The organism is Acidicapsa borealis, from assembly GCF_059115245.1.
The window spans coordinates 1887336-1910908 of the sequence record NZ_JCACNY010000001.1 but is presented as its reverse complement, the minus strand read 5'-3'; the positions used below and the strand labels follow the sequence as shown (position 1 = coordinate 1910908).

At 60.4% G+C, this 23573-nt stretch carries 22 protein-coding genes; 8 read left to right on the top strand and 14 right to left on the bottom strand.

Going from position 1 to position 23573, the window contains the following annotated elements; translation table 11 throughout:
- Positions 1-657 carry a hypothetical protein gene (locus AC5S27_RS07805; RefSeq protein WP_493933996.1) on the top strand — a complete coding sequence of 219 codons (657 nt, stop codon included), beginning with the start codon at positions 1-3 and terminating at the stop codon, positions 655-657.
- On the opposite strand, the gene murG is transcribed toward AC5S27_RS07805, so the two are convergent.
- The 4 genes from murG to mraY all read right to left on the bottom strand — a co-directional run bounded on the left by murG (position 544) and on the right by mraY (position 5331).
- The gene (gene murG, locus AC5S27_RS07800) at positions 544-1638 is read right to left on the bottom strand and encodes an undecaprenyldiphospho-muramoylpentapeptide beta-N-acetylglucosaminyltransferase (RefSeq protein ID WP_493933995.1); all 1095 of its coding nucleotides are present in this window, start codon (positions 1636-1638) and stop codon (positions 544-546) included. The genes AC5S27_RS07805 and murG overlap by 114 nt on opposite strands.
- Positions 1639-2733 (bottom strand): putative lipid II flippase FtsW, encoded by a 1095-nt coding sequence (ftsW, locus tag AC5S27_RS07795; RefSeq protein ID WP_493933994.1) that lies wholly within the window; start codon positions 2731-2733, stop codon positions 1639-1641.
- 3 nt (positions 2734-2736) lie between these two features.
- Positions 2737-4110: a UDP-N-acetylmuramoyl-L-alanine--D-glutamate ligase gene (gene murD, locus AC5S27_RS07790; RefSeq protein WP_493933993.1), complete on the bottom strand. Its 1374-nt coding sequence runs from the start codon at positions 4108-4110 to the stop codon at positions 2737-2739.
- 84 nt (positions 4111-4194) lie between these two features.
- Complete coding sequence (gene mraY / locus AC5S27_RS07785) at positions 4195-5331, bottom strand: phospho-N-acetylmuramoyl-pentapeptide-transferase (RefSeq protein ID WP_493933992.1); 1137 nt, start codon at positions 5329-5331, stop codon at positions 4195-4197.
- Between the two features lie 531 nt (positions 5332-5862).
- Between mraY and AC5S27_RS07780 the strand changes: the two genes are divergently transcribed.
- Positions 5863-6096 carry a DUF433 domain-containing protein gene (locus AC5S27_RS07780; RefSeq protein WP_493933991.1) on the top strand — a complete coding sequence of 78 codons (234 nt, stop codon included), beginning with the start codon at positions 5863-5865 and terminating at the stop codon, positions 6094-6096.
- Here the strand turns inward: AC5S27_RS07780 and AC5S27_RS07775 are convergent.
- From AC5S27_RS07775 to AC5S27_RS07735, 9 genes are all read right to left on the bottom strand, one after another.
- Positions 6093-7508: a UDP-N-acetylmuramoyl-tripeptide--D-alanyl-D-alanine ligase gene (locus AC5S27_RS07775; protein ID WP_493933990.1), complete on the bottom strand. Its 1416-nt coding sequence runs from the start codon at positions 7506-7508 to the stop codon at positions 6093-6095. The genes AC5S27_RS07780 and AC5S27_RS07775 overlap by 4 nt on opposite strands.
- Positions 7505-9019: a UDP-N-acetylmuramoyl-L-alanyl-D-glutamate--2,6-diaminopimelate ligase gene (locus AC5S27_RS07770; RefSeq protein WP_493933989.1), complete on the bottom strand. Its 1515-nt coding sequence runs from the start codon at positions 9017-9019 to the stop codon at positions 7505-7507. Before AC5S27_RS07770 ends, AC5S27_RS07775 begins: the two co-directional genes overlap by 4 nt.
- A gap of 43 nt (positions 9020-9062) precedes the next feature.
- Positions 9063-9362, bottom strand: a complete 300-nt coding sequence (locus AC5S27_RS07765; protein WP_493933988.1) for a HigA family addiction module antitoxin — start codon at positions 9360-9362, stop codon at positions 9063-9065.
- Between the two features lie 9 nt (positions 9363-9371).
- Entirely contained in the window at positions 9372-9653 is a 282-nt protein-coding gene (locus tag AC5S27_RS07760) for a type II toxin-antitoxin system RelE/ParE family toxin (RefSeq protein WP_493933987.1), read from the bottom strand.
- A 56-nt stretch (positions 9654-9709) separates the two neighbouring features.
- On the bottom strand, positions 9710-11983 hold the full coding sequence (locus tag AC5S27_RS07755; protein ID WP_493933986.1) for a penicillin-binding protein: 2274 nt from the start codon (positions 11981-11983) through the stop codon (positions 9710-9712).
- Positions 11984-12117: 134 nt separating this feature from the next.
- Positions 12118-12639: a cell division protein FtsL gene (locus AC5S27_RS07750; protein WP_493933985.1), complete on the bottom strand. Its 522-nt coding sequence runs from the start codon at positions 12637-12639 to the stop codon at positions 12118-12120.
- Positions 12640-12648: 9 nt separating this feature from the next.
- The gene (gene rsmH / locus AC5S27_RS07745; RefSeq protein WP_493933984.1) at positions 12649-13701 is read right to left on the bottom strand and encodes a 16S rRNA (cytosine(1402)-N(4))-methyltransferase RsmH; all 1053 of its coding nucleotides are present in this window, start codon (positions 13699-13701) and stop codon (positions 12649-12651) included.
- 18 nt (positions 13702-13719) lie between these two features.
- A complete protein-coding gene (locus AC5S27_RS07740) occupies positions 13720-14226 on the bottom strand; it encodes a division/cell wall cluster transcriptional repressor MraZ (protein WP_493933983.1) in 507 nt (168 codons plus the stop codon).
- A 279-nt stretch (positions 14227-14505) separates the two neighbouring features.
- The gene (locus tag AC5S27_RS07735; RefSeq protein ID WP_493933982.1) at positions 14506-14988 is read right to left on the bottom strand and encodes a DUF2127 domain-containing protein; all 483 of its coding nucleotides are present in this window, start codon (positions 14986-14988) and stop codon (positions 14506-14508) included.
- Positions 14989-15294: 306 nt separating this feature from the next.
- Here AC5S27_RS07735 and AC5S27_RS07730 point away from each other — a divergent pair, with 306 nt between their 5' ends.
- Positions 15295-15855, top strand: a complete 561-nt coding sequence (locus AC5S27_RS07730; RefSeq protein WP_493933981.1) for a fasciclin domain-containing protein — start codon at positions 15295-15297, stop codon at positions 15853-15855.
- Between the two features lie 160 nt (positions 15856-16015).
- Entirely contained in the window at positions 16016-16570 is a 555-nt protein-coding gene (locus AC5S27_RS07725) for an SRPBCC family protein (RefSeq protein ID WP_493933980.1), read from the top strand.
- A gap of 86 nt (positions 16571-16656) precedes the next feature.
- Here AC5S27_RS07725 and AC5S27_RS07720 read toward each other — a convergent pair whose 3' ends face one another.
- Positions 16657-17274, bottom strand: a complete 618-nt coding sequence (locus AC5S27_RS07720) for an outer membrane protein (protein WP_493933979.1) — start codon at positions 17272-17274, stop codon at positions 16657-16659.
- 385 nt (positions 17275-17659) lie between these two features.
- Here AC5S27_RS07720 and AC5S27_RS07715 point away from each other — a divergent pair, with 385 nt between their 5' ends.
- The 4 genes from AC5S27_RS07715 (at position 17660) to AC5S27_RS07700 (ending at position 23545) form a co-directional block, all read left to right on the top strand.
- On the top strand, positions 17660-18388 hold the full coding sequence (locus AC5S27_RS07715) for an MIP/aquaporin family protein (RefSeq protein WP_493933978.1): 729 nt from the start codon (positions 17660-17662) through the stop codon (positions 18386-18388).
- Positions 18389-18640: 252 nt separating this feature from the next.
- Positions 18641-21022: a protein kinase domain-containing protein gene (locus tag AC5S27_RS07710; protein WP_493933977.1), complete on the top strand. Its 2382-nt coding sequence runs from the start codon at positions 18641-18643 to the stop codon at positions 21020-21022.
- Between the two features lie 95 nt (positions 21023-21117).
- Positions 21118-22917 (top strand): serine/threonine-protein kinase, encoded by a 1800-nt coding sequence (locus tag AC5S27_RS07705; protein ID WP_493933976.1) that lies wholly within the window; start codon positions 21118-21120, stop codon positions 22915-22917.
- A gap of 73 nt (positions 22918-22990) precedes the next feature.
- Positions 22991-23545 (top strand): sigma-70 family RNA polymerase sigma factor, encoded by a 555-nt coding sequence (locus tag AC5S27_RS07700; RefSeq protein WP_493933975.1) that lies wholly within the window; start codon positions 22991-22993, stop codon positions 23543-23545.
- Positions 23546-23573: the final 28 nt, after the last annotated feature.

Genomic DNA, 23573 nt, shown 5'->3' with positions numbered 1-23573 from the left:
ATGGCTACTACTCCTACTACCCGTACGACTGCGCTCCCTATGGGTATTACGGTCCTTCCTGGTTCTCGGGCGGCTTCTTCCTGGGCGTTGGCCCATGGTACGGTCGCGGCTGGGGCTGGGGTCATGGCTACTATGGTGGCTGGGGCCATGGCGGATACTACGGTGGTCGTGGATATGGCTACGGCGGACATGGATACGGTTATGGTGGCGGCCGGCCTGGTTATGGCGGTTACGGTGGACGTCCCGGATATGGCGGTGGACGCCCTGGATACGGTGGCGGACGTCCCGGTGGAGCTTACGGCGGTAGCCATCCTGGATACGGCGGTGGACGACCTGGTGGATTTGGTGGCGGACGGCCCGGAGGCGGATTCAGTGGCGGCGGACACGCTGGCGGTGGATTCGGCGGGGGTGGCGGTCACTTCGGTGGCGGCGGTGGACATGCCGGTGGCGGCGGCCACGGCGGTGGTGGACACCGGTAAGCTGCACCGCAGTTCAGCAGATCAAGGGGACGGGCTTCGGCTCGTCCCTTTTTCTTTGTCTGGACTACTTTGTCTTGATGAGGTCGATGAGGCGGTCGGCTATGCGGGCGGCTGCGTCGGGGTGGGCCTGGGTTTTGGCGTTCTGGGCCATCGTCTGAAGTTTGGCCGGGTTGGCTAGGAGATTTTTCAGGGTATTGAGCAGCAGATTCGGTTCGGGGAGTTGGCGCTCTTCGAGCATTTCGGCGGCGTTGGCCTGAACCATGACTAACGCGTTGCTGCGCTGGTGGTCATCGGCGGCGGCGGCGAAGGGGATGAGGAGCGAGGGTTTGCCGGCGGCGGCCAGCTCGGCTACGGTGGATGCTCCGCTGCGGGCCATGACAAGATTGGCCACGCCGAAGCGGGCGCCCATGTCGTCAAGGAAGGCTTCTACCTGCCAGCGGCTGGGGTCGGCTCCAGAGGCTGCGTAGGCAGCGCGGGTGGTGTCGGCGTGGCGGGCGCCGGCCTGGTGGAGGATGGTCAGGCCGGGGATCGCTTCGAGCATTGCCGGGATCAGCGGGGGCATCAGGGTGTTGAAGATGCGAGCGCCCTGGGAGCCTCCGAAGATCAACAGATGGGGAGGGGTGGCGGGGTCCGGAGCGGTGATCTGGAAGAACTCCGGGCGGACTGGGATGCCGGTGACTTCGGCGTTACGGAACCATTTGGCGGCGGGCGGAAAGTTGACGGCGGCGGCCTGGACGCGTTTGCCGATGATGCGGTTGGCCATGCCGGGAACGGCGTTGGGCTCGAAGGCCATGGTGGGGATGCCGCTGAGGATGGCTGCGCCCATGGCTGGGCCGGAGGCGTAGCCGCCTACGCCGAAGACGGCGTCGGCGCGGAAGTTCTGGATGATTTTGCGGCAGTCTACGAGACTGAGTGGGAGGCCTGTCAGCGTTTTCAGCTTTGTGAGTAATGAGACTTGGTTCAGTGGGCCGATCTGGATGAGTTCGAGCTTAAAGCCTGCCTGGGGGACTAAGCGGGATTCCATGCCGCGGGCGGTGCCTACGAAGAGGACTTCGGCGTGGTGGCGGGTGGTGAGTTCGCGGGCTACGGCAAGGGCGGGGATGATGTGGCCGCCGGTGCCGCCGCCGGCGATGAGGATTCTGGGATTACTGGAGGGCACTTAATCGATCTCGCGGGTCAGGTTCAGGAGGATGCCTATGCTGGCCAGCATGATGCATAGGCTGGTGCCGCCTGAGGAGATGAATGGGAGCGGAATGCCTTTGGTGGGCAGCAGGGCTACGACTACGCTCATGTTGAAGAAGGCCTGGATCAGGATCGTGATGGTGATGCCAAAGGCGAGCAGCCGGGCGAAGGGGTCGCGCAGGAGGAAAACGGTGCGCAGGCCGCGGACGGCGAGAACACAGAAGAGGAGCACGATGAGGATGGCTCCGACGAAGCCCATTTCTTCGGCGATGTTGGCGAAGATGAAATCGGTGTGGGGCTCGGGGAGGTAGAAGAGTTTCTGGACGCCTTCCATGTAGCCGCGTCCTGTCCAGCCGCCGGTACCTACAGCGATAAGCGACTGGTTGATGTGGAAGCCTGCGCCTTTGGGGTCGGCTTCAGGATGCAGGAAGACGCGCATGCGGGCGAGACGCCAGGGGACGAAGATGAGCATGGCAACGACGACGGGTGCGACGACGGCGAAGATGCCCATAACGTAGCGCCACTGCATTCCGGCGAGCAGGAGGGTAAGGACGGTGAGGCCGAAGAGGACGATCGAAGTGCCGAGGTCCGGCTCCTTTGCTACCAAGCCGATCATGACCAGTGCGGGGATGACGACGGGCAGCAGCGTGTGGCGCCAGTCGCGGATGGTATTCATGCGGTTATGCAGGAACCAGGCTAGGAAGATGGCCAGCATGGGTTTGGCGATTTCGGATGGCTGGAAGGTGAAGAAAGGGCCAAAGCGGATCCAGCGGTGGGTGGCGTGGGACCCAGGTACTACGAAGACCGCTAACAATAGCAAAAACGTCACGACCATGGCGGGGTAGACGAAGCGCTTGGAGTTGTAGCGGCGGTAGTCGATGCGCATGAGGACGACCATGGCGAGGACTCCGAGGAGCGCCCAGAGGGTCTGGCGGCCGAGAAATGTGTAGGGTGAACCGAATTTTTCCTGGGCCATGACGGCGGAGGCGGAGAAGACCATGGCGAGGCCGACGACCACGAGGGAAAGCGTGGTGAAGAAGAGCCATTTGTCGACGCCTACGCGTTTGGCCATGGTTTAACGACTTCCCTTCTCCAGCGGTTTTTCGAGAACCAGTTGCTTGAAGACGCGGCCGCGCTGCTCGTAGTTTTCGAACTGGTCGAAGCTGGAGCAGGCTGGCGAGAGGAGTACGACGTCGCCGGGACGGGCGGCTTTGCGGACGGCTTCCACGGCTTTGTCGAGGGTTTCACACGGGTGAATGGGAACGATGCCGCGGATTTGCGATTCGATCTTGGCGGCGGCGGAGCCGATGGTGTAGACGGCTTTGACGCGCTTGCGCAGGAGGTCGGCAAGGTCGGCGTAGTTGGAGTTTTTGTCTTTGCCGCCGAGGATGAGGTGGATGCACTCGGGGAAGGCGGCGATGGCTTTGGCTGCCGCGTCCACGTTGGTGGCCTTGGAGTCGTTGTAGTAGTCGACGCCGTTGTCGGTGGTGACGAATTCGAGACGGTGTTCGACGGCGCGGAAGTTCTGGATGGCGCTGCGGATGGCTTCGACCGGTGCTCCGGCGAGGCGGGTGGCGCAAACGGCAGCGAGGACATTTTCTACGTTGTGAGTGCCCTTGAGCGGGATTTCGGCCAGAGTGATGACCGGCTCGATGGCCGCGGCTTCGCTCTGGCGGAAGACGATTTCGTGGTTCCGGACCCATGCGCCCCGGGCTACGGGCTTTTCGATGGAGAAGAAGTAGACGCTGGCCTGAGTGCGCGTGGCTGCCTCGGCGGCGCGGTGGTTGTCGGCGTTCAGGACGAGGAAATCTTCCGGCGTCTGCACAGCGGTGATGCGCTCCTTGGCGAGCGCGTAGTTTTCGAAGGTGCCGTGGCGGTCGAGGTGGTCCGGGGTGATATTGAGGATGACCGCGATTTTGGGGTGGAAGAGTTGTGTGCTTTCGAGCTGGAAGCTGGAGACTTCGAGGACAGCCCAGCTTTCGTCGGCACTCTTCTCGATCAGCTCGACCACGGGAACGCCGATGTTGCCGCCGACCTGGGTTGGGATATTGGCGGCGGCCATGATCTCGCCGGTGAGGGCGGTGGTGGTGGTTTTGCCGTTGGAGCCGGTGATGGCGAGGATGTGGCCTTTGAGGTACTGGAAGGCCAGTTCGAGTTCACCGATGATGGGCAGGCCAAAGGCTTTGACCTGGACCAGCTCGGGAGTGTCCATGGGGACGCCGGGGCTAACGACAATGAGGTCCTGGCGGCGGAAAGTGAAGAGGCCGTGGCCGCCGGATTCGACGCTGATGCCATGTTCGAGCAGGGCGGGGATTTCTTTTGCGAGGGCGGAGGCGGAGCGCATGTCTGAGACGGTGACCTGCGCGCCCTGGGCGCGGAGAAACAGCGCGGCGGCGAGGCCGGATTTGCCGAGGCCGACGACGAGAACTTTTTTGCCCTTCAACTCCATCCGCGTTTCTGCTCCTGATTGCTTTTCTATGCTGTTTCGCGCCAACTCCAATTGTGGCACTCAATGATGCTGGATGGCCTTGATTTACCGGAGTTTCAAGGTGGTGAGTGCAAACAATGCAAACACCAGGGCGGCGATCCAGAAGCGAGCGATGACTTTGGACTCTTTCCAGCCGAGCAGCTCGAAGTGGTGGTGGAGCGGGGCCATCTTGAAGATGCGTTTGCCGTTGCGGAGCTTGTAGCTGCCGACCTGGAGGATGACGGACATGGCTTCGATGACGAAGATGCCGCCGATGAAGGGCAGAAGCAATTCCTGGCGGATGATGACGGCGACAGTGGAGATGGCTCCGCCGAGGGCGAGCGAGCCTACGTCGCCCATGAAGACTTCGGCGGGGTGGGCGTTGTACCAGAGGAAGCCGATGGATGCTCCGACCATGGCTCCGCAGAAGACGGTCAGTTCGCCGACCTTGGGCATGCGCTGGAGTTCGAGGTAGTCGGCGAAGACGACGTGTCCGCTGACGTAGGTGAGGACGACCAGTGCCCCCGCCGCGATGATGGTGCAGCCGATGGCAAGGCCGTCGAGGCCATCGGTTAGGTTGACCGCGTTCGAAGAGAAGACGATGACCAGTGTCACGAAGATGATGAACGGGATAAACGCGAGGAAACCGACGTGGGTGATGGTGGCGAGCCATGGCCAGGTCATGTCCGGATGGTAGTGCTTGATGAAGGGGACGTTGAGGCCGGTTGAAAACAGGCGGAACTGCTGCAGGACGACGAGGGTGCAGGCGATGGCGAGCGAGACGAGGATCTGCCAGAACATCTTGGCGCGGGCGGTGAGGCCGAGGTTGCGGCGCTTGACGACCTTGATGTAGTCGTCCGCGAAACCGATGGCTCCGAAGCCGAACGTGGACCCTATGACGACCCAGACGAAGGGGTTGGACAGGTCAGACCATAGCAGGGTCGGCAGCAGGATGGCGATGGCGATGAGGACGCCGCCCATGGTGGGGGTGCCGGACTTTTTCTTGTGGGATTCGGGGCCTTCGTCGCGGATGTACTGGCTGATCTGAAACTGGCGCAGCTTGTCGATGACCATGGGGCCGATCAGCAGGCCGATGAGCAGCGCGGTGAGCGAGGCGAAGGAGGTACGGAAGGTGAGATATCCGAAGATGCGGAAGGGGTGGAAGTAAGGGAACAGCTTTTGGTACAGCAGCCAATAAAGCAAGTAGCCTCCGGAGGCAGGCGCGATCTGGGTGTAGCTTTGATTCTACTCGGGTGGGATGGTCGTGGAGGGTTGGGTTTGGATGTGGAATCATTGTCTGCACCGGGTCAGGGTGAGTGCGAGGAAGTATGGAAGTTATATCGATTCTTTACGCTGGCTGGTATGTGAGCATTGTCGTGGCTCTAGCCGCGGCGATATACGCCTTCTTCAAAGGGACTCAATCGGTCGAGAGGCATGCTGGGTTGGCCTTCTGGACCGTGCTGACTTTTTGCGGATTTGGCTCCATCGGATTCATTGTCACAACCATTCTGATCGCAGTATCTTTCCAGCGTGTGGAGATTGGAGGGCTGGCATTCTGGATAGCTGGCAGTCTGGTCTATGTTGTCTCAGGCGCTGTTGGGATCTTCCTGCTCTTGGGGTTTGTTCGAAGGTTTCGCGCTTGGAATCGCAGGCGCACAGAAGCGAGTAGCAACATGGCTAACATAGAATGACCGGCATGCTCGCGAGAGATATACAGATCGAAAGAGGGCATCCATGTCGTCTCTGAATTGGTCGCAATGTGATGCGGTTGAAAGTGTTCCCGACAAGAGGAGCGGAGCGTGGGTATTTCGCGGGACTCGGATGCCGGTCCAGACGGTGTTTGAGAATCTAGAAGCCGGACTTTCGCTTGACGAGATCACTCAGGTGTTCGATGTAACTCCACAGGAGATAAAGGCCGTCCTACAATTTGCCGTCGCGAGCCTGAAATTGGATTGCATTTGCCTTTAATCGCTGAGCACGGCGATGGCTCGTTCGAGGCGGACGCCTCTTGAGCCCTTGATCAGGACTACGTCGCCGGGTTTGAGGTGCTCTTTGAGCCATTGGCCGGCGGACTCTGCGTCGGGGAGGAAAAGGGCTTCCTGGCCTGTGGCTTCCGATTCTCCGGCGGTGTCGGTGGCGGATTCGACCAAATAGCTGGCGTTGCCGCGGACGCCGATGATGATGTTGATGCCGGCTTTGGCAGCGGCCTGGCCGCAGGCGGCGTGGAGTTCGGGGGCGTGGTCGCCTAGTTCGAGCATTTCTCCGGCGACGAGGATGCGGCGGCTACCGGGGGCTACGGTTCGCGCGGCGAGGGCCTGGATCATCGACTGCAGGGCTTCGGGGTTGGAGTTGTAGCTATCGTTGATGATCGTCGCGCCGAGGAGGGTGAGGACTTCGCCGCGGCGGTCGCCGGGGGTGAGCGATTCGAGGGCGCGGATCGCGTCGGCGGCGGGAACTCCGGCTTCGCGGGCTACGGCGAGGGCGGCGGCGGCGTTGCTGGCATTGTGGCGGCCAAGCATGGACAGATTGAGCTTGAGTGGCTGGCCTTCGGATTGGATCTCTACCTGGAGGCAGTCGCCTTCGTGGATCGCGGTAATTTGCGGGTCGGCGCAGGGGCCGGCACCGAAGTAGACAGCTTTGCCTGCGAAGTCGCGACCGAACTGGCCTACGTAGCGGTCGTCACAGTTGAGGAAGGCTACGCCCGAGGCAGGGAGGGCTTCGACGAGCTCGTATTTGGCGCGGGCGATGCCGCCCTGGCCGTCGGGGAAATTTTCGACATGGGCCATGCCGACGTTGGTGATGACGGCCCAGTCGGGGGCGGCGATGCGAGCGAGCTGGGCGATTTCGCCGGCGTGATTCATGCCCATTTCAATGACAGCGTACTGGTGTTCGGGCTCGAGACGGAGGAGTTGGAGCGGGAGGCCGAAGCCGTTGTTCAGGTTGCCCTTGGACTTCAGGGTGTTGAACTTGGCGCTGAGGGCGGCGGCTACTGCGTCTTTGGTGGAGGTCTTCCCGGCAGAGCCGGTGATGGCTACGACGCGGCCTCCCCAGTGGCGGCGGACGTGGGCTGCAAGGGACTGCAGAGATTGCAGTGGGTCTTCGACGATGAGCAGCGGGTGGGCGAGGATTTCATCGGACAGCGTGGGTAGGCGGTTGAGGGAGACTACTGCCGCGATGGCGCCGCGCTCGAAGGCCGAAGCGAGGTAGTTGTGGCCGTCGAGGCGCTCGCCACGGACGGCGAAGAAGAGCTCGCCGGGGGCGATGGTGCGGGAGTCGATGGAGTAGCCCTGAGCAACGAATGAGCCTACGCCGGCGGCGCTAGCTGGGGCCTCCAGCTTGGCGCTCGATCCTACGGCGACTTCGGCGAGTGAGAGCTTCATCGCTTTCCACCATAGCCGAGTGCGTGCAATGCGGAAAGTGCCACTTGCGCATCGTCAAAGAAAATCGCCCCGGAGGCGAGGATCTGCTGCTTTTCGTGACCTTTACCGGCGATGAGGACTACGTCGCCGGGGTGGGCTTTTGAGAGGACGAGATGGATGGCGGTGGCGCGGTCTGCTTCCACGGCGTAGGGAACTCCGGTTTCTTCGACACCGGGGAGGATCTCGGCGAGGATGGCTTCGGGGTCTTCGCTGCGAGGGTTGTCGCTGGTGACGACGACGAAATCGCTTCCCTCGCCTGCGGCCTGTCCCATGCGCGGGCGCTTGGTGCGATCACGGTCTCCGCCGCAGCCGAAGAGGGTGAGGATGCGGCCTGCGGTGGCGGGGACGAGTTGGCGGGCTAACGCGGTGAGGTTGCGGATGGCGTCGTCGGTGTGGGCGTAGTCCACGATGACCGTGAACGGCTGGCCAGCTGAAACTGGCTGGAATCGGCCTGGGACGGGGTGGAGCTTGGGGATGGCGGCGGTGAGTTGATCGAAGCTTAGGCCGCGACCGTGGGCTGCTGCGGTGGCGGCGAGGAGATTGAGGATGTTTACTTCTCCGGCGAGTGCGGAGTGGACTTGAGTTGTGCCTTCTGGGGTGTGCAGGGTGAAGTCTGCGCCTGCTGGGGTGAGCTTGATGTGCTCGGCGCGCCAGTCTGCGTTGGAATGGAAGCCGTAGGTTACGACTTTGGAGCCGGCGGATTTTGCGGCTCGGGCTAGGGCTTCGCTGTGTGGGTCGTCGGCGTTTAACACTGCTACGCGGGGAGCTGGGTAGCGGGTGCCGTCGAAGAGCAGCTTCTTGGCTGCGAAGTAGGCTTCCATGGTGTGGTGGTAGTCGAGGTGGTCGCGGGTGAGGTTGGTGAAGATGGCGACATCGAAGGGGACGGCGGCTACGCGGCCCTGATCGAGGGCGTGGCTGGAGACTTCCATGACCAGCTCGGTTGCGCCCTGGGCGGTGCCGTCGGCCATGAGTTCGAACAGGTCGCGGGATTCTGGTGTGGTGTGCGCTGACGGGCGGATGTGGCCGGCTACGTGGTATTCGATGGTGCCTACGAGGATCGAGGATCGTCCGGCGCTGTTGAGGAGGGCTTCAGTGAGGAAGGCGGTGGTGGTTTTGCCGTTGGTGCCGGTGACGCCGGTGGCGTGGAGTTTGCGTTCGGGGTGGCTGAAGAAGGCGGCAGAGAGTTCGCCGAGTGCCTGGCGGCCGTGGGGGACCAGGAGGCTCGGGACGGCGGGGTGATTCGAGGTCAAGTGCGCGAAGGCTTCCGGGGAGTCGGTGACGATGGCGGAGGCGCCTTGTTTCAGGGCTGCTTCGATGTAGCGGTTGCCGTCGGTGGTTCCGCCGCGCATGGCTACGAAGGCTGAGCCGGTCGCCACGCGGCGCGAGTCATACTCTATGCCGGTGATGGTCGGGTTTGATGTTCCGCCCTGGTCAGTGGATGTTACGTCGCGAGTGAGTTCGGTCCAGAGCATTCGGCGATCAGTTCCTGTATGTATCACATGGATTTTTGATGAACTAAGCTGCGATTGGCCTTGGCTTGACCTTTCGGAGCGTCTTGCTTTTGGCTGCGATCCAGATGTCGTGATCGGTCTGAAGGCCGAGCCAGAATTCGGCGGAGTTGCCGAAATATGTTGCGAGGCGCAGCGCGGTATCGGCGGTGATGGAACGTTTGCCACGGACCAGGTCATTTACCCGTGGCAGGGAGACGTGGATGTCCTTGGCCAGCCGGTAGGCGGTGAGGCCGAGCGGCTGCATGAACTCCGTGAGGAGGATGTCGCCGGGATGAATGGAGTAAGCAAATGGAATGTTATTCATCGCAACCTCTTAATGGTAGTCCACGATTTCCACTTCGTAGGCATCTGGTTCGCGCCAGGTGAAGCAAATTCTAAATTGGTCATTGATACGAATGCTGTGTTGCCCCTTGCGATCCCCTTTGAGAGATTCCAGACGATTGCCTGGCGGAATTTTTAATTCATCGAGTTTGATAACGCGATGAAGAATGCGAAGTTTCTTGAGCGCTGTCAGGCGAATATTGGCAGGAATTCTTTTGCTCTTGCCAGTCTCCCAGAGCAGTTTGGTATTCACGTCTTTGAAACTCTTGATCAAGGCCCCATACTAACGCTATTCATTACTAATGTCTATCGTTAGTAAGTCATAAGCACCTATCGGGCGCAGTGGACTGTGATCTGGGTGCCGGGGGCGACCTGGCTGCCTGCTGCTGGTTGCTGGCTGCGAACGAGACCACGGCCTTCGACTTGCAGCGTGAGGCCGGCGATGGCTACCTGTTCCACCACCTGGCGGACGGGCATGCCTAGCAGCGATGGGACTTTGATGGTGTTGCCCTTGGGCAGCGACACGGTGACTACTTCCGGTGCGGGCGCTGGCGCTGGGGCGAGTGGGATCAGGTTTTTCGCGGTCGATTTGGTTGAGACTTTCACGACCGTCGGGGCTACCAGGGCGGCTTTGGCGTTGGCCTTTGCGTTGTCTACGGCCTCGCGCAGGGGGTCATCGGAAGGCAGGTCGTTGAGGGCGGCGGTCAGGGCGTGAACGTCGCTGGTGTGCTCCTGCTCCGGCTCGATGTCTTGCGGGGTGAGGGGCTTGCCGGAGTGCGGGGCTTTGAGCTCGATGTCGTGGGGGACGCGAAGGTACTCGAGGGTTTGCTGGGCGATCTGGGTGAAGACTGGGGCGGCTGCGGGGCCGCCATAGTAGGCGTTGCCTGCGCCTTTCGGGTTATCGAGGACGACAGCTACGGCGATGACCGGATTGTTCACGGGAGCCATACCGGCGAAGGAGCCGATGTGCATCGTCTTTGAGTAAGTGTGCGTGCGGGGATCGATCTTTTGCGCAGTGCCGGTTTTGCCGCCGGCGGAGTAGCCGTTGAGTTGGGCGGGTTTGCCAGTGCCGAAGAGGACGACGCCTTCCATCATCTTGCGCATCTCGGCGGCGGTCATGGTGCTGATGACGCGGTGGGCTCCGGGTGGGAGCGGGTTGGGGAGTTCTTCGTTGGCGCGGAAGGGATGCGGCGTTTGCGGACCCTGGCCCGGCTGGGCTGCGGACATGACTGCGTGCGGAGGCAGGTAGATGCCGCCGTTAGCGATGGTTGAGACCATGCTTACGAGTTGGAGTGGGGTGACACCGATTTCCTGGCCCATGGCGATGGAGCCGATGGTGGTCGATCCCCAGCGCTTGACCGGGGCGAGCAGGCCGCGGGTTTCGCCGGGGAGTTCCAAGCCTGAACGGCTGCCGAAACCGAAGGCATGAACGTAGTCGTTGAAGTGGTCGGGACCCATGCGCAGGGCTAGCTTCACGGCGGCTACGTCGCTGGAGTGTTCGAGAGCTTCGTGTACTGTGATGACGCCGTAGTGGTCGGACTTGTCGTCGTGGATAGTGCGGCCGTTGAAGGTGATGGCGCCGCCCTGGCAGTCGATCTTGTCGTCGGGAGTGACGATGTGCTGGTCGAGCGCGGCGGCGTAGGTGACGAGCTTGAAGGTGCTGCCGGGCTCGTAGACGTCGCTGACGGCGTGGTTGCGGAGCAACTCTGGAGTGGTGTGGCGGAAGTCGTTGGGGTTGAAGGTGGGGCGGACGGCGAGGGCTAGAATCTGGCCGGTGTGAACGTCCTGCACGACGGCGGTGCCGGTGTCGGCGTGGGTGCGGGCCATGGCCGCGTCTAGGGATTTTTCGGCGATGAACTGGATGTTTTCGTCGATGGTGAGGACGAGGTTTTCCCCTGGCTCTGGCTCGTGGACGCTGGAGCCCATGACGTGGCGGCGGGCGTCGAGAGCGGCGAACATGCGGCCGGGCTGGCCGTGCAGGCGGGTCTCGAATTTCTTCTCGATGCCGCCGAGGCCCTTATCATCGATGCCGACGTAGCCGAGCATCTGCGCTGCCATTTCGTTGTCGGGATAAAACCGCTCAAATTCTTTCTGAAAGTAAATTCCCTTGAGATTAAGGGCCTTGACCTGAGCGGCTGCTTCCGGAGAGACGCGGCGGGCGATCCAGGCGAATCCGCGGGAGGCGTCGACGCGCTGGGCGATCTGGTCTTCGCTGGTCCAGGTGTCCACCGGCGAGTTGCTGTCAGCGCCACGATGGACGATCTGGGCGAGAGCGTGGACAGTGGCTTTCTTGTCCTGGATTTCCGACGGGACGGCGTAGATGGAGTCGGCCATGACGGTCATGGCGAGTTCGCGGAGGTTGCGGTCGTAGAGGACGCCTCGGCGGGCGGCTACTTCAAAGGTGTGCTGCTGCTGCTTTTGCGCCTTTTCGACGAACTCGGCGTGGCGCATGATCTGTAGCCAGAAGAGCTTGGTGATGATGAGGGCGACCCAGAGAAGGAGGCCTCCGCAGACGAGCCAGTAGCGCAGGGGGAGAAGAGCCTGCGTTGGCTGGGCGCCGCGGAAGCGGCTGTTGCGGCTTGCCCGGGGGTTTGGCTGGTTCATCTTTACCGGGATCCCTCAGGGGCTAAAGCCCCGGTCATGGTGTTGGCTTTTCGGCACGGCTGGAGCCGTGCCCTGTTACGAAGCAAGTACAACAGCAGATTCCCTTCGGGAATGACAACCAAAAAGCAAGTACCTTAGCGCGTTGGGGTAACTGGTGCTGGGGCGTGCATCTGGGCTACAACTGGAGTGCCGCTCCCGGTGTTCTCTGGAACGCGATCCGTTACGCGGACTACCTGGTTGGGCTGCAGTTCTACGAGGCCCATCTGGCGTGCCATGGCGTCGATGCGGCGCGGTTGCGAGAGCTGCGCTTCTGAGAGACGGAGCTGGCGGTTCTGTTCGCGCAGGGCGTCGAGCTGCTGCTTCTTGGTCTCGACGCTGTAGCCCATCTCGATGGCGCTGAAGTGCTGCAGGCCGTAGATCATGATGAGCGAGAAGAGGACGACGACAGCGGCGGTGAAGATGCGCATCTCGCGGATGCGGACCATGTCGGGTGCTTTGATCAGGCGTGAGTTGTCGATGCGCTTGGGAAAGAAGACTTCAAGCGTTGCGCCGCGACGGAGACGCTGCTGCTCGGCAAAGAGGCGGGCGTTGAGGTCCTCGATGCGCTGGGAAGAGCTTCGTCCGCTTTCGAAATAGGTTGCTGCGTGAGCGGCCATGTCGTTCCTCTACTTTCGCAGCCGTGGCTTCTTGCCGGAGTGCTGCTTTTGTTTCTCTTTGGGCCTGGCTGGCCCCTGCTTGCCCTTGGCGAGCTGGGCGAAGCCGGTCAACTGCCTTACTGAGCCTTGATCCTGATATTCGGGCTTCCTGGTCTGCCCAGGTGGTGTCATTTCTGCGGCTCGGAGCTTGGCGCTGCGGGCTCTGGGATTGCGATCCGTTTCGGCTTCTTCCGCGACGACTGGCTTGCGGGTTAAGACTGTCCAGACTCCCTGGGTTTGCAGGTCGCGCATGACATCTTTGGCGATGCGGTCTTCGAGGGAGTGAAAGCTGATGACGACGATACGGCCTGAGGGCTTAAGCAAATGGGGCGCGGCCTCGAGCAGCTTCTGTATTTCGTCCAGTTCGCGGTTTACGTGGATACGAAGGGCTTGAAAGGTTCTGGTGGCGGGATGAATCCGGTCCGTTTTCAGTGCCGGGGCGCTACCAGCGACGATCCGGGCTAACTGCCCCGTAGTCGTGACTGGCCGCGCCCTGACAATGGCTCTGGCGATTCTCCGCGACCTCCTCTCTTCTCCGTATTCGTAAATGAGATTGGCGAGATCGCTCTCGTCCATCTCGTTTACCACTTGTGCGGCGGTCAGGGGCTGGCGCGTATCTTGCCGCATGTCCAGAGGCCCGTCCGCCTGAAAACTAAATCCTCGCTCTGCTTCGTCGATCTGCATGGAACTGACACCGAAGTCGGCCAGAATTCCATCCAGTGATGCCGGTTCGACGTATTCGCTGACCTTACTGAAGGCTTCTCCGATCAGCGTCAGCTTGGGCATCCTGTCGCCTAATTCCGTGGCTAACTCCGTGAGCCTTTGGCCGGCGAGTTCGAGTGCCTTGGGGTCACGATCGAAGGCGATCAGGTGTCCCTTTGGCCCGAGCAGGCTGGCGATCTGGCTCGAGTGCCCGGCGAGGCCGAGTGTGCAGTCGAGGTAGGTGCCGCCCTCGCGTACAGCGAGGTAGTGGATCACATCCTGAGAAAGAACCGGCACATGGCGACTATTCGTTTCGTTCATGTGCTCCCCCTCGGGGGCTTATCCGGCGGCTGGGAGATTTTGTGCGCTGCGCGCTTCTCCTGCCGCTAAAACCTTGCGAGCCTCCGCCATGCTCATCTGCTTCGCGGAATCCGGACCAGGAGCCAGCAGGCCGAGTATCTCCTGCTCTGCTTCCTGCTCTACCTGCAACATCAGGTAGCGTTGCTGCCCGGTGACTACCACATCCACGCTTACCAGGCTGAAGCGTTCCCGAATCTTGCGCGGCAACATCAGCCGGTCCTGCTTGTCGATCTCCACTACGCCGCCGAAGAAGTTGACCACGCGCATCCATGTGGTCTTCGCTTCGTCTTCTTCCGGAAGGGCCGCTTTCTTGGCTTCTTCCTTTTCCCACTCCGGCATGGGCCAGATTTCGGCGACCTTGCCGTCCCTCGAGGTGATGAAGAACTGGGAGCCGTAATTCTTCTCAAGGATCAGCTTCATAAAGTCCGCTGGGACCTTGAGTCTCCCTTTCTCATCGACCTTGGCTTCCTGGGTGCCGCGGAACATAGAAACCTCGAAACCGTGGTGCTAAATCAAGTCTCCCGTTCTGGAACGGTTGAACTGGATTCATAGTACTCGAATTTCGTAGATTTTCTTCCACTGCACTCCAAAAATTTCCACCAGAGTACCCGACTTCTCCATCTTTCCGATTCGGAAATTTAGGGGAAATGCACTGGTTTTCGGTCAGATAGCGGGTCGGCGGGAAAAATTCAGCGAGAACACCCCAAGGGGAGGTTCATACTTTCAGATCACCACTACCGGTAGTGTTTACCGAATTGGGTCCGTCTAGCGGACCTGAGCGACTCTGCGGCGCAATAAATGGCCTACAAGGTAGGCGAGAACAGCCAGATTGACGACGAGCAGGCCGATTCGGAACCAGGTGACCCGGTGCATCAGTTCCATAATCTCAAACGGGAGGAAGGATGCGGTGATGATGGAAGTAAACCACTCTGCCCAGACTTTTTCAAGATATAGCCCGATTCCCTCCACGAGGCCGATTACGGCGTAGCAGAAAAGGAAGTAGCTGATACGGCGGAGCATGTGATCGTCTACGAGCGAGGCTTTGTTCAAGAGAAACGTGATCAGGCGGCCTTCTGTGTCGACGCTCCACTTGTCCGCAAGATTGGCGAGGATGCTGGCGACGTCCTTGTGCAGGAGACGAAGGGCGCCGACGCCAACGCTCACCAGAAGTGCGGCCTGGAGCAACTTGTAGACGGCGATCAGTTCCAGCCAACGATTCCGCTTGGTTCGATCTTTAGCAGAAGACACTTGCGATTCGCTCCTAAGAATTGCCCGACACTCCAGAAAGCGCAGGAACGGCGGGAAGCCGCTCCGAAATCCTCCACCCCGGCAGAAGATTCGATTGTCCTACGTTAATTGACCGGGGCAGGTTCGCCCTAATTTCCGGGTGGACGGGACGGATTGACTGTCCTTTGATGGCAGTGGTCGCGGGATGAACGGAAGTGGAGCAATTGTTGACAGGACTGCAAAGTGTTTTTGCAATACACGCAATCTAAATGCAATCGGCATACGTTCAATAAGGGAAGTCGAATTGATACCCGGAAGGAATACCCAATGAACCGTTTGAAAAGCACCTCCGTCGCTGTTCTGCTTGCAGTTTCAGTTGTTGGCGCGGCCGCGGCCTCGCAGATGAAAGACCCCGACGTTGGCGGAGCGCCGATGTACGCCACCAAGAACATCGTTGAGAACGCAGTCAACTCCAAGGATCACACCACGCTGGTAGCGGCTGTGAAGGCTGCCGGTCTGGTCGATACGCTGGAAGGCGCTGGCCCGTTCACGGTCTTCGCACCGACCAATGAAGCGTTTGAGAAGCTGCCTGCCGGAACGGTGGACACTCTGCTCAAGCCTGAGAACAAGGATGCATTGGTGAAGGTACTCACCTACCACGTGGTTGCCGGCAAGGTCAGCAGCAAGGACCTGGTCAAGCTGATCAAGGCTGGCGGCGGCAAGGCCACGCTGAAGACTGTCCAGGGCGGAACGCTGACGGCGACCGTTAAGGGCGGCAAGGTGATGCTGACCGACGAAAAGGGCGGTATGGCGACGGTAACCATCGCTGATGTGTACCAGTCCAATGGCGTCATCCACGTAATTGACAGCGTTCTGCTGCCTAACTAAGTGAATGTTTTCCCTCCCCCAGACCATTTCTCTGGTCTGTACGGTGAAAGCAACAGAAGGCGGAGCCTACCCGGCTCCGCCTTCTCTGTTTTGCGGGATGAACGGAATGCGTATGCGGCTGGGGTAGTCTTGAGTAGGTTAGAGCGGAGAACTTGTCTTTATGCCCGAAATCCTGAAAACCAGCCAGTGGGTTCCTTTTCCCGTTGAGCTGGTGTTTGCTTTTTTTGCGAATCCGGGCAATCTGCCTCATCTCATGCCGAAGTGGCAGCAGGCGCGGGTGGAGAGCTCGCGGCTGATTCCAGCACCGCAGCGGCCGGTCGCAGCGAATCCCGAGCTGCAATTTCAGAGCCCCACGGCGGGTGTCGGGTCAGAGATGGTGATCAGCTTCCGGCCGGTGCCGAAGATTGGCTTCCGGATCGGGTGGATTGCGCGGATTACGGAGTTTGAGTGGAATAGCCACTTCTGCGATGAGCAGCTCAAGGGGCCGTTCGCCAGCTGGCAGCACCGTCATGGAATTGTGAGCGAAGAACGGGACGGAATAGTGGGAACTTACATTTCTGACGAGGTGGAGTACAGCCTGCCGCTGGGGCCGCTGGGGTCTGTGGCGAATGCTGTCTTTGTCCGGCGTCAGATGGAGGCTACATTTGCCTACCGGCAGGGACGGCTGGAACAGATTTTGCCGGTGGCGATGCGGCAGTCTACTCGGCGGAGCTGAGACTGGGCGGAGAACCTGGCCAAGTCTAAAAATACAAAGCCCCTCTGCCGAAGCGAGGGGCTTTTTTGTATACGGATCTGTGCGGCTTAGAAGTGGTACGCGACACCAATGACGGGGTCATAGATGTTGTAGTACTTGTTTGTGTTCAGGGCGCCATTGATGCCACCGCCGAAGTTGGGGACCTTTGAAACGAAGCCGCGGTATTCGGCGCGGATATCGAAACTCGGGCTGATTTCATAGGCAATGCCGCCGCCGTAGAGGCCGACGATGGTGGTCTGCGACTTGAAGTCGAGCGAGGTCGTTCCAATGTTGCGGACGTTGCCGAAGAGCAGTGCTCCGCCGCCAGCTTCCACAAAAGGATTGAACTTGTGGTAGTTGAAGTTGTAGACGTAGGCTGCCGTCAGTTCCTGCATGTGGACGTTGACCTTGTAGTCGTACGATGCACCACTGTTTCCCTTGTAGTGAATCTGATTGGTGGTCCAGGAGTAGTTGGCTTCGACGGCGCCGCGCGGGGTGAGCATGTAGCGGTAGCTGAACAGGGCTCCAAAGCCGCGCTTGGCGCTGACCGTGGTGTTGGTGCTGCTGTAGACTAGCGGCTCGATGACGGCGGAACCGCTGATGCTTACGTCTTGACGGCTTTCCTGGGCTCGGCCTGCGACGGCAGAAAGCGTCAGCAGGAGTGCAAATAGGGCAAATTTCTTCATTCGGTCGTGAACCTCGCGACTGCCCAACCTGCCTTACGGCCAACGGAGCACGTCGATTATTTCGATCTTTACGATCTTTTTTTGACAGGGGCGCCGCAAAAAGTCCGGGCCACTTTCAGAATTGTAAATGGCCAGAACGGTCTTGCGACGGTTCCAGAGCGTCTGAGAGCAAACCTTTCCAAGCAATCGTTCGGTTGCACTGTTGCCGGTTGTGGGAATAGACGCACGGGATTGGCCAACGGAAGCGACAGCCGGGCCCCTAGGAACTCGGGGCTTTGCCAAAGCCACTTAAATGTGGAGAATGCTGGAGTTACCCAAAAGCGCCTGGCGATGGTTTTCTGCCCTCGGGCGGAGTGGTCAATGGCGCGCTGGGAGAGGATGCGGAATGCAATCAGTGTGGCTGGGCGAATTTCTTGGCACGTTCGTCCTGATTCTTCTTGGCAATGGCGTGAATGCCAGTGTGAGCCTGCGCAAGACGTATGCGGAGAATGCAGGATGGATGGTGATCACGACCGGTTGGGCGTTTGCCGTGCTCTGCGGGGTATTGGTATCGAAGGCGTTCGGGAGCGACGCGGCGCATCTGAACCCTGCATTTACCTTTGCAGCGGCGGTGGGCTCGGGAGACTACTCGCATCTTGGCTACTTCTGGTCGGCGCAGATGCTGGGGGCGATGGCTGGGGCGACGCTGACGTGGCTTTTCTTTTACCCGCACTGGGCGGAGACGGAGAGCCATGGAGCGAAGCTCGGGGTCTTCTGCACGTCGCCTGCAATTCCGCATCTGCCTTCGAACCTGCTGGGGGAGATTACGGGGACGTTTGTGCTGGTGCTGGTGGCGAATGCGATCGGATCGCATGGGGTATCGGCTACCGGGCCGGCGCCGGGATTTGCGCCCTGGCTGGTGGCTTCGCTGGTTTGGGGGATTGGGCTTTCGCTGGGTTCGACGACGGGATACGCAATCAATCCGGCGCGTGATCTGGGACCGCGGCTGGTGCATTTTCTGCTGCCGATCGCGGGCAAGGGCGGTTCGAACTGGAAATATGCCCCGGTACCGATTGTGGGCGATCTCATGGGGGCTGCGCTGGCTGTGTTGCTGGTGAAGTGGGCGCATATCTGATAACGCGGCGGGCGTCGAAGTTTCTTGCGCAGACATGCGAGGAAGCTACGCTATAGCTCGTAGGCGGCGTGGTAACTGGATGGTTGCCATCTGCAAGGCAAGATGGCACAATTGCCGTACTTCCAGGCTCTGCAATCCGGTGGGCCCTCCTCGCAGCCATTCCATTTCTGGTCGTGACACCGTATGAAGCTGTGCCCTATCTGCGCAACGTCTTACCCCGCTGAACATCGCACCTGCCCTACGCACGGAGCGGTGCTGGTCGAAACGCCCGAACTGCCTGCCGGAACGATTATCCGGGATTGCTACCGGATTGAGAGGGTGCTGGGCAAGGGCGGTATGGGCACGGTGTACCTGGCGGAGCACACGCTGATGGGCGAGCCGCGGGCGCTGAAGTTTCTGTCGAGCAGTCTGGCCGCCAATCCGACGTTTGTTCAGCGGTTTCTGCAAGAGGCGAAGGCAGCGAGCAAGCTGCGCCACCCCAACATTGCGCAGACCCTTGAGCTTGGACAGACCGAGGATGGCAGTTTTTATATCTCGATGGAATTTGTCGATGGCCCCAGTCTGCGCGCGCTGCTGGAGCAGGCGCCGCATGGGCTGCCGGTGGATCGGGTACTCAATATCGTTCGCGGGATGGCGGAAGGGCTGGGCGCGGCGCACGCCAAGCAAATCGTGCATCGAGACATCAAGCCGGAGAACATTCTGCTGGCATGGAATGCCGATGGAGAGACGGCCAAGGTGGTCGATTTCGGCATTGTGGCGATCGGCAACAGTGTGGGCCGGATGACGCAGACAGGCAATCCGCTGCTGACTGCTGAGTATGCTTCGCCGGAGCAATGGCGGGGGACGCCGCCGCCTTCCGAGCTCGATGGGCGGACTGATCTTTACGCGCTGGGGTGCGTGTTCTTTGAAATGCTGACGGGGCAGCTGCCGTTTCATTCAGAGACGTACGAGGGATGGTTTGAGCAGCATGTACACGCTGCTCCGCCGGCGCCGAGTACGTTGCGGCCTGAGCTGGCGAACTATCCAGGGTTGGACGCACTGGTGCTGCGGCTGCTGGCCAAGGAGCGGGAGAACCGTCCGGCGACGGTTTGGGAGTTCCTCAATGAGCTGAATCGGGTTTCTGTGCCGCTGCCGCCGCCGCCGATGCCGATGCCGAATCTTGTGCCAGGGGCGGTGCTGCCTCCTCCTCCAAGTAATTTTGTTCCAGGCTACACGTCTGGTTCTGTGTCTGGGCCGGCGTCTTTTCAGAGACAGCAGACGGTGTATGAGACGCCGGGGTTGCCGTTTGTTCCGCTGCCGGTGCCGGGAACCTCGGCGACGACGGGACCGCCGCCCACAGTGCCGCTGGATGCGTCGTATTTCACGGGTGGATCCAGGCCGGTTCCAGGAAATACTTCGGGGCAGTATGCGAACGTGCCTCCGATTCCCTTCCCAAAACCTGGACCTGTGCCGGGACAGCCATCTTCGAGCTCCTCGCGTAACCGGGGGATTCTGTTTGGCTTTCTGGGCGTGCTGGTGGTCGTGGCTGTGATCGCTGTCGCAGCGATGAAGTTTTTCACGCGGAATGACAAGGCCAAGGACGACTCGCAGGCGCAACAGGTGCAGGAGACCCATGTGCAGCCCCAGGTCCCTGTGTCGCCGGATGGCAATCTGAAGCCGCATCCAGCGGTTTCCCCGCGGCCTACGGATACGATTCCACTGCAGCCAGTGAACCCGAACAGGCCAGTGAATCCTAACGCCGAGAGCGTCGATGCAACGGCGAAGCGGGCCATTGCGCTCTACACCAGCAAAGAGTACGGAGCGGCGCTGCCGTTATTTACGCAAGCCTGCAACGAGGGGCATGCGGACAGCTGCGACTATCTCGGGTGGATGTACCAGCACAGGCTGGGGGTGGAGCAGGACTACGCCCAGGCTCTTGCGCTCTATGACACGGGTTGCCGTGGCGGGAGCATGGCGGGATGCAGCAATCTTGGCGTGATGTACCAGGATCATCTGGGAGTGACTCAGGATTATGCGCGGGCTGTAGCGCTTTATACGAAGTCCTGCAACGGCAACTTCGCGACCGGTTGCGACAACCTTGGCGTGATGTACCAGGATAATCTGGGCGTGGCACGGGACTATCGCCGCGCAGCCTCGCTCTTCACCAAGGCTTGCGACGGCGGCAGCGCGACGGGATGTAAGGATCTGGGTTGGATGTACCAGTACAAGCTTGGCGTCGAGCAAAACTATCCCATGGCGGCGGCACTGTATGAGAAGGCGTGTAACGGCAATGTGCTGGAGGGATGCAACAACCTTGGATTTCTCTATCAGCACAAGCTGGGGGTGGAGCAGGATTATGCGCGCGCTCTGGCGCTGTACACGAAGGCCTGCGATGCGGGTGAGGCTACGGCCTGCAATAACCTTGGCGTGATGTACCAGGACAAGCAGGGTGTGGAGCAGGACTTCGCGAAGGCTGCGATGTTGTATGAGAAGGCTTGCCGCGGTGGAAACTCGAACGGGTGCAGCGATCTGGGCGACCTTTACCGCACTGGCAGCGGGGTGCCGAAGGATCTCGACAGGGCTAAGGAGTTATTGACCAAGGGCTGCAGCATGGGGAATCAATGGGGCTGTGACCGCTTGAAGAAACTGCAGTAACAACGCGGGATTTCCTGTTAGCTGACGTTACAGTTGACTCTCGGATTCCTCGCGCATTTGGATTGATTGAGACGTTTCTCCTCGAAGAAGGCAGCATGGCCATTGAAGCCAGTCAGGGAGCCAGGATCGGCAGTTACGTCCTGGTGCGACAACTCGGTGTGGGCGGCATGGCCGAGGTATGGCTGGTGCGACATGAGACGAGTGCGCAACTGCGCGCGATGAAGTTTCTCAACCGGCAATTCTCCGGGATCCCTGAAGTGGAATCGCGCTTTCAGAGCGAGGGCGAGAACCAGCTCGTTCATCCGAACATTGTGCGGATTTACGAGGTCGGGCAACATGCCGGCAGCAGTTACATGGTGATGGACTTCATCGATGGGCGCGATCTTGAGAAGATGCTGGATTCGCGGCGCGGGCCATTGACTGTTCCCGAAGCGGTGGATCTTGGTACGCAGATACTTTCCGGGCTGGGGTATGCGCATAGCCATGGCATCGTGCATCGCGACATCAAGCCTTCGAATGTGCTGGTAAATGAGGACGGGCAGGCGTATCTGATGGACTTTGGCATTGCCAAGGTGATGCGTTCAAGCCGCAATGTGACGCAGGTGAATCAGCGGCTGGGCACGCCGGATTACATGAGTCCGGAGCAGATCCGTAGCTCGCGCGATGTGGATAGCCGGTCAGATATTTACAGCTTCGGGTGCCTGTTTTACGAGCTGCTGACGGGGTGGCCGCCGTTCAGCCAGAGCAATGGCTATCCGTCGATTCATGATGTGCAGACGGCGCAGGTGACGGTTGAGCCGACGCCGTTGATCGAACGCAAGAGCGGGCTGCCGGCTGAGCTGAACGAGATTACGCTGCATTGCCTGGCGAAGGCCAAGGAAGATCGCCCGCAGAGCTGCGAGGAGATTGTGGCGGCGCTGGATGCGTACCGCGCGGCTGCGGCTCGACCGCTGCAGCCGGAACGCGCAACCATGCCGGTTTCTGTGCCGCAGCCAATCGCTTTCACTGGCTCGCCTACGGCTCAGCCGCCCGTTGCGGCTCCGGTGAAGGCAGTTACGGTGCAGCCATCAGCACAGCCATCGGCTCCTCCGCCGCCGTTTCAGGCACCGAAAACAACTGGGCCGACCGGACCAACTGGGCCAGCTGGCGGAGTTGCCTTCACGTCACCTGGGCGCGCTGCGACGCAGGTGGATACGCATGTGCCGGTGACGACTTCTGTTTCGCAGACTGGCACCTCCACCACGGGTGGATTCAATACGGGGCCGGCCGCTGTACGGGTGATCCAGGATAAGCGAGCCAGCGGTGGTGGACGGATGGCGCTGATTGCTGCGGGTATCGTTCTGCTGCTGGGGGCTGGCGGCGGAGGGGCATGGATGCTGCTCCATAAGCCTGATACTCCGGTAGTGAAGAAGACAGAGCTGCAAGTGAATCCTCAGCCGGTCGCGCCACCGCAGACGGTGAAGAACGATCCGCCGCTGCCACGAGGCGACACGAAGCCCGACGTGAAGCCGCCCACCAGTCCAATACACAAGATTTCTCCGACTCCAAATGGTCCGGGTGGGCATAGCAATCCGATGGTTGTGAAAAGGCCCGAACCGAATCCCCCTCCGGTTCCGCAACTGAGTTCGGGCACGATTACATGGTCCGGCACGATTGCCATGGCCCCGCAGATGGTCGATATCTACATTCCCGGGTCGCGAGCCTCGGTGGGCACGATTGCTGCGATGACGCCGCCCGCACTGGCGACGCCCATCGCTGTCACTGTTGCTTCGGGAAATGCGCGCGTTCTGACGCAGCCGGATGCGGGAAGAAATTACAGCAGCATGAAGATTGCTATTACCGCGCCGGGGCAGCAGAGCGTGACGCTGCGATGGACTGAGTTAGCTAAACAATAGACAGAAATGCAGTGCTGATATTCCTGACCGCTCTCGTATATTTGTAGTGACCATCGTAGAGGGGGAGTTGAGCATGGATTCGGCGCAGATTACGCAGTTGCTGCAGAGCGCGAGCGAAGGGGACAAAGAGGCGTCGGAGCGACTCATCCGCGTGGTGTACGGCGACCTGCACCGGCTGGCTTCTCGATACCTGAGCGGCGAGAAGGAAGGCCACATTCTGCAGACGACGGCGCTGGTGAATGAAACCTATTTCCGGTTGTTCGGCGGCGAGCCTCTGAAGCTGAATAACCGTGCACACTTCTTTGCGGTTGCCGCTACGCAGATGCGGCGCATTCTGGTGGACGATGCGCGCAGCCGCAGGGCGAATAAACGTAACGGGATTCAGATTGAGCTGGATGAGGCTTTTCATGTAACTGCCGGCAAGGATGCCGAAGTGGTGGCGCTGGATGATGCGCTCAACCAGCTTGCCGAGCTGTATCCGGAAAATGCCAAAGTTGTGGAGCTGCGTTTCTTTGGCGGATATACCAACGAGGAGACTGCAGAGATTGTGGGCGAGAATGTATCGAAGGTGCGGCGCGACTGGGAGTTTGCACGGGCCTGGCTCTACGACAAGCTTGCCAATAACTAAGGTGCATCTACGAGATATGCGGCGGCCG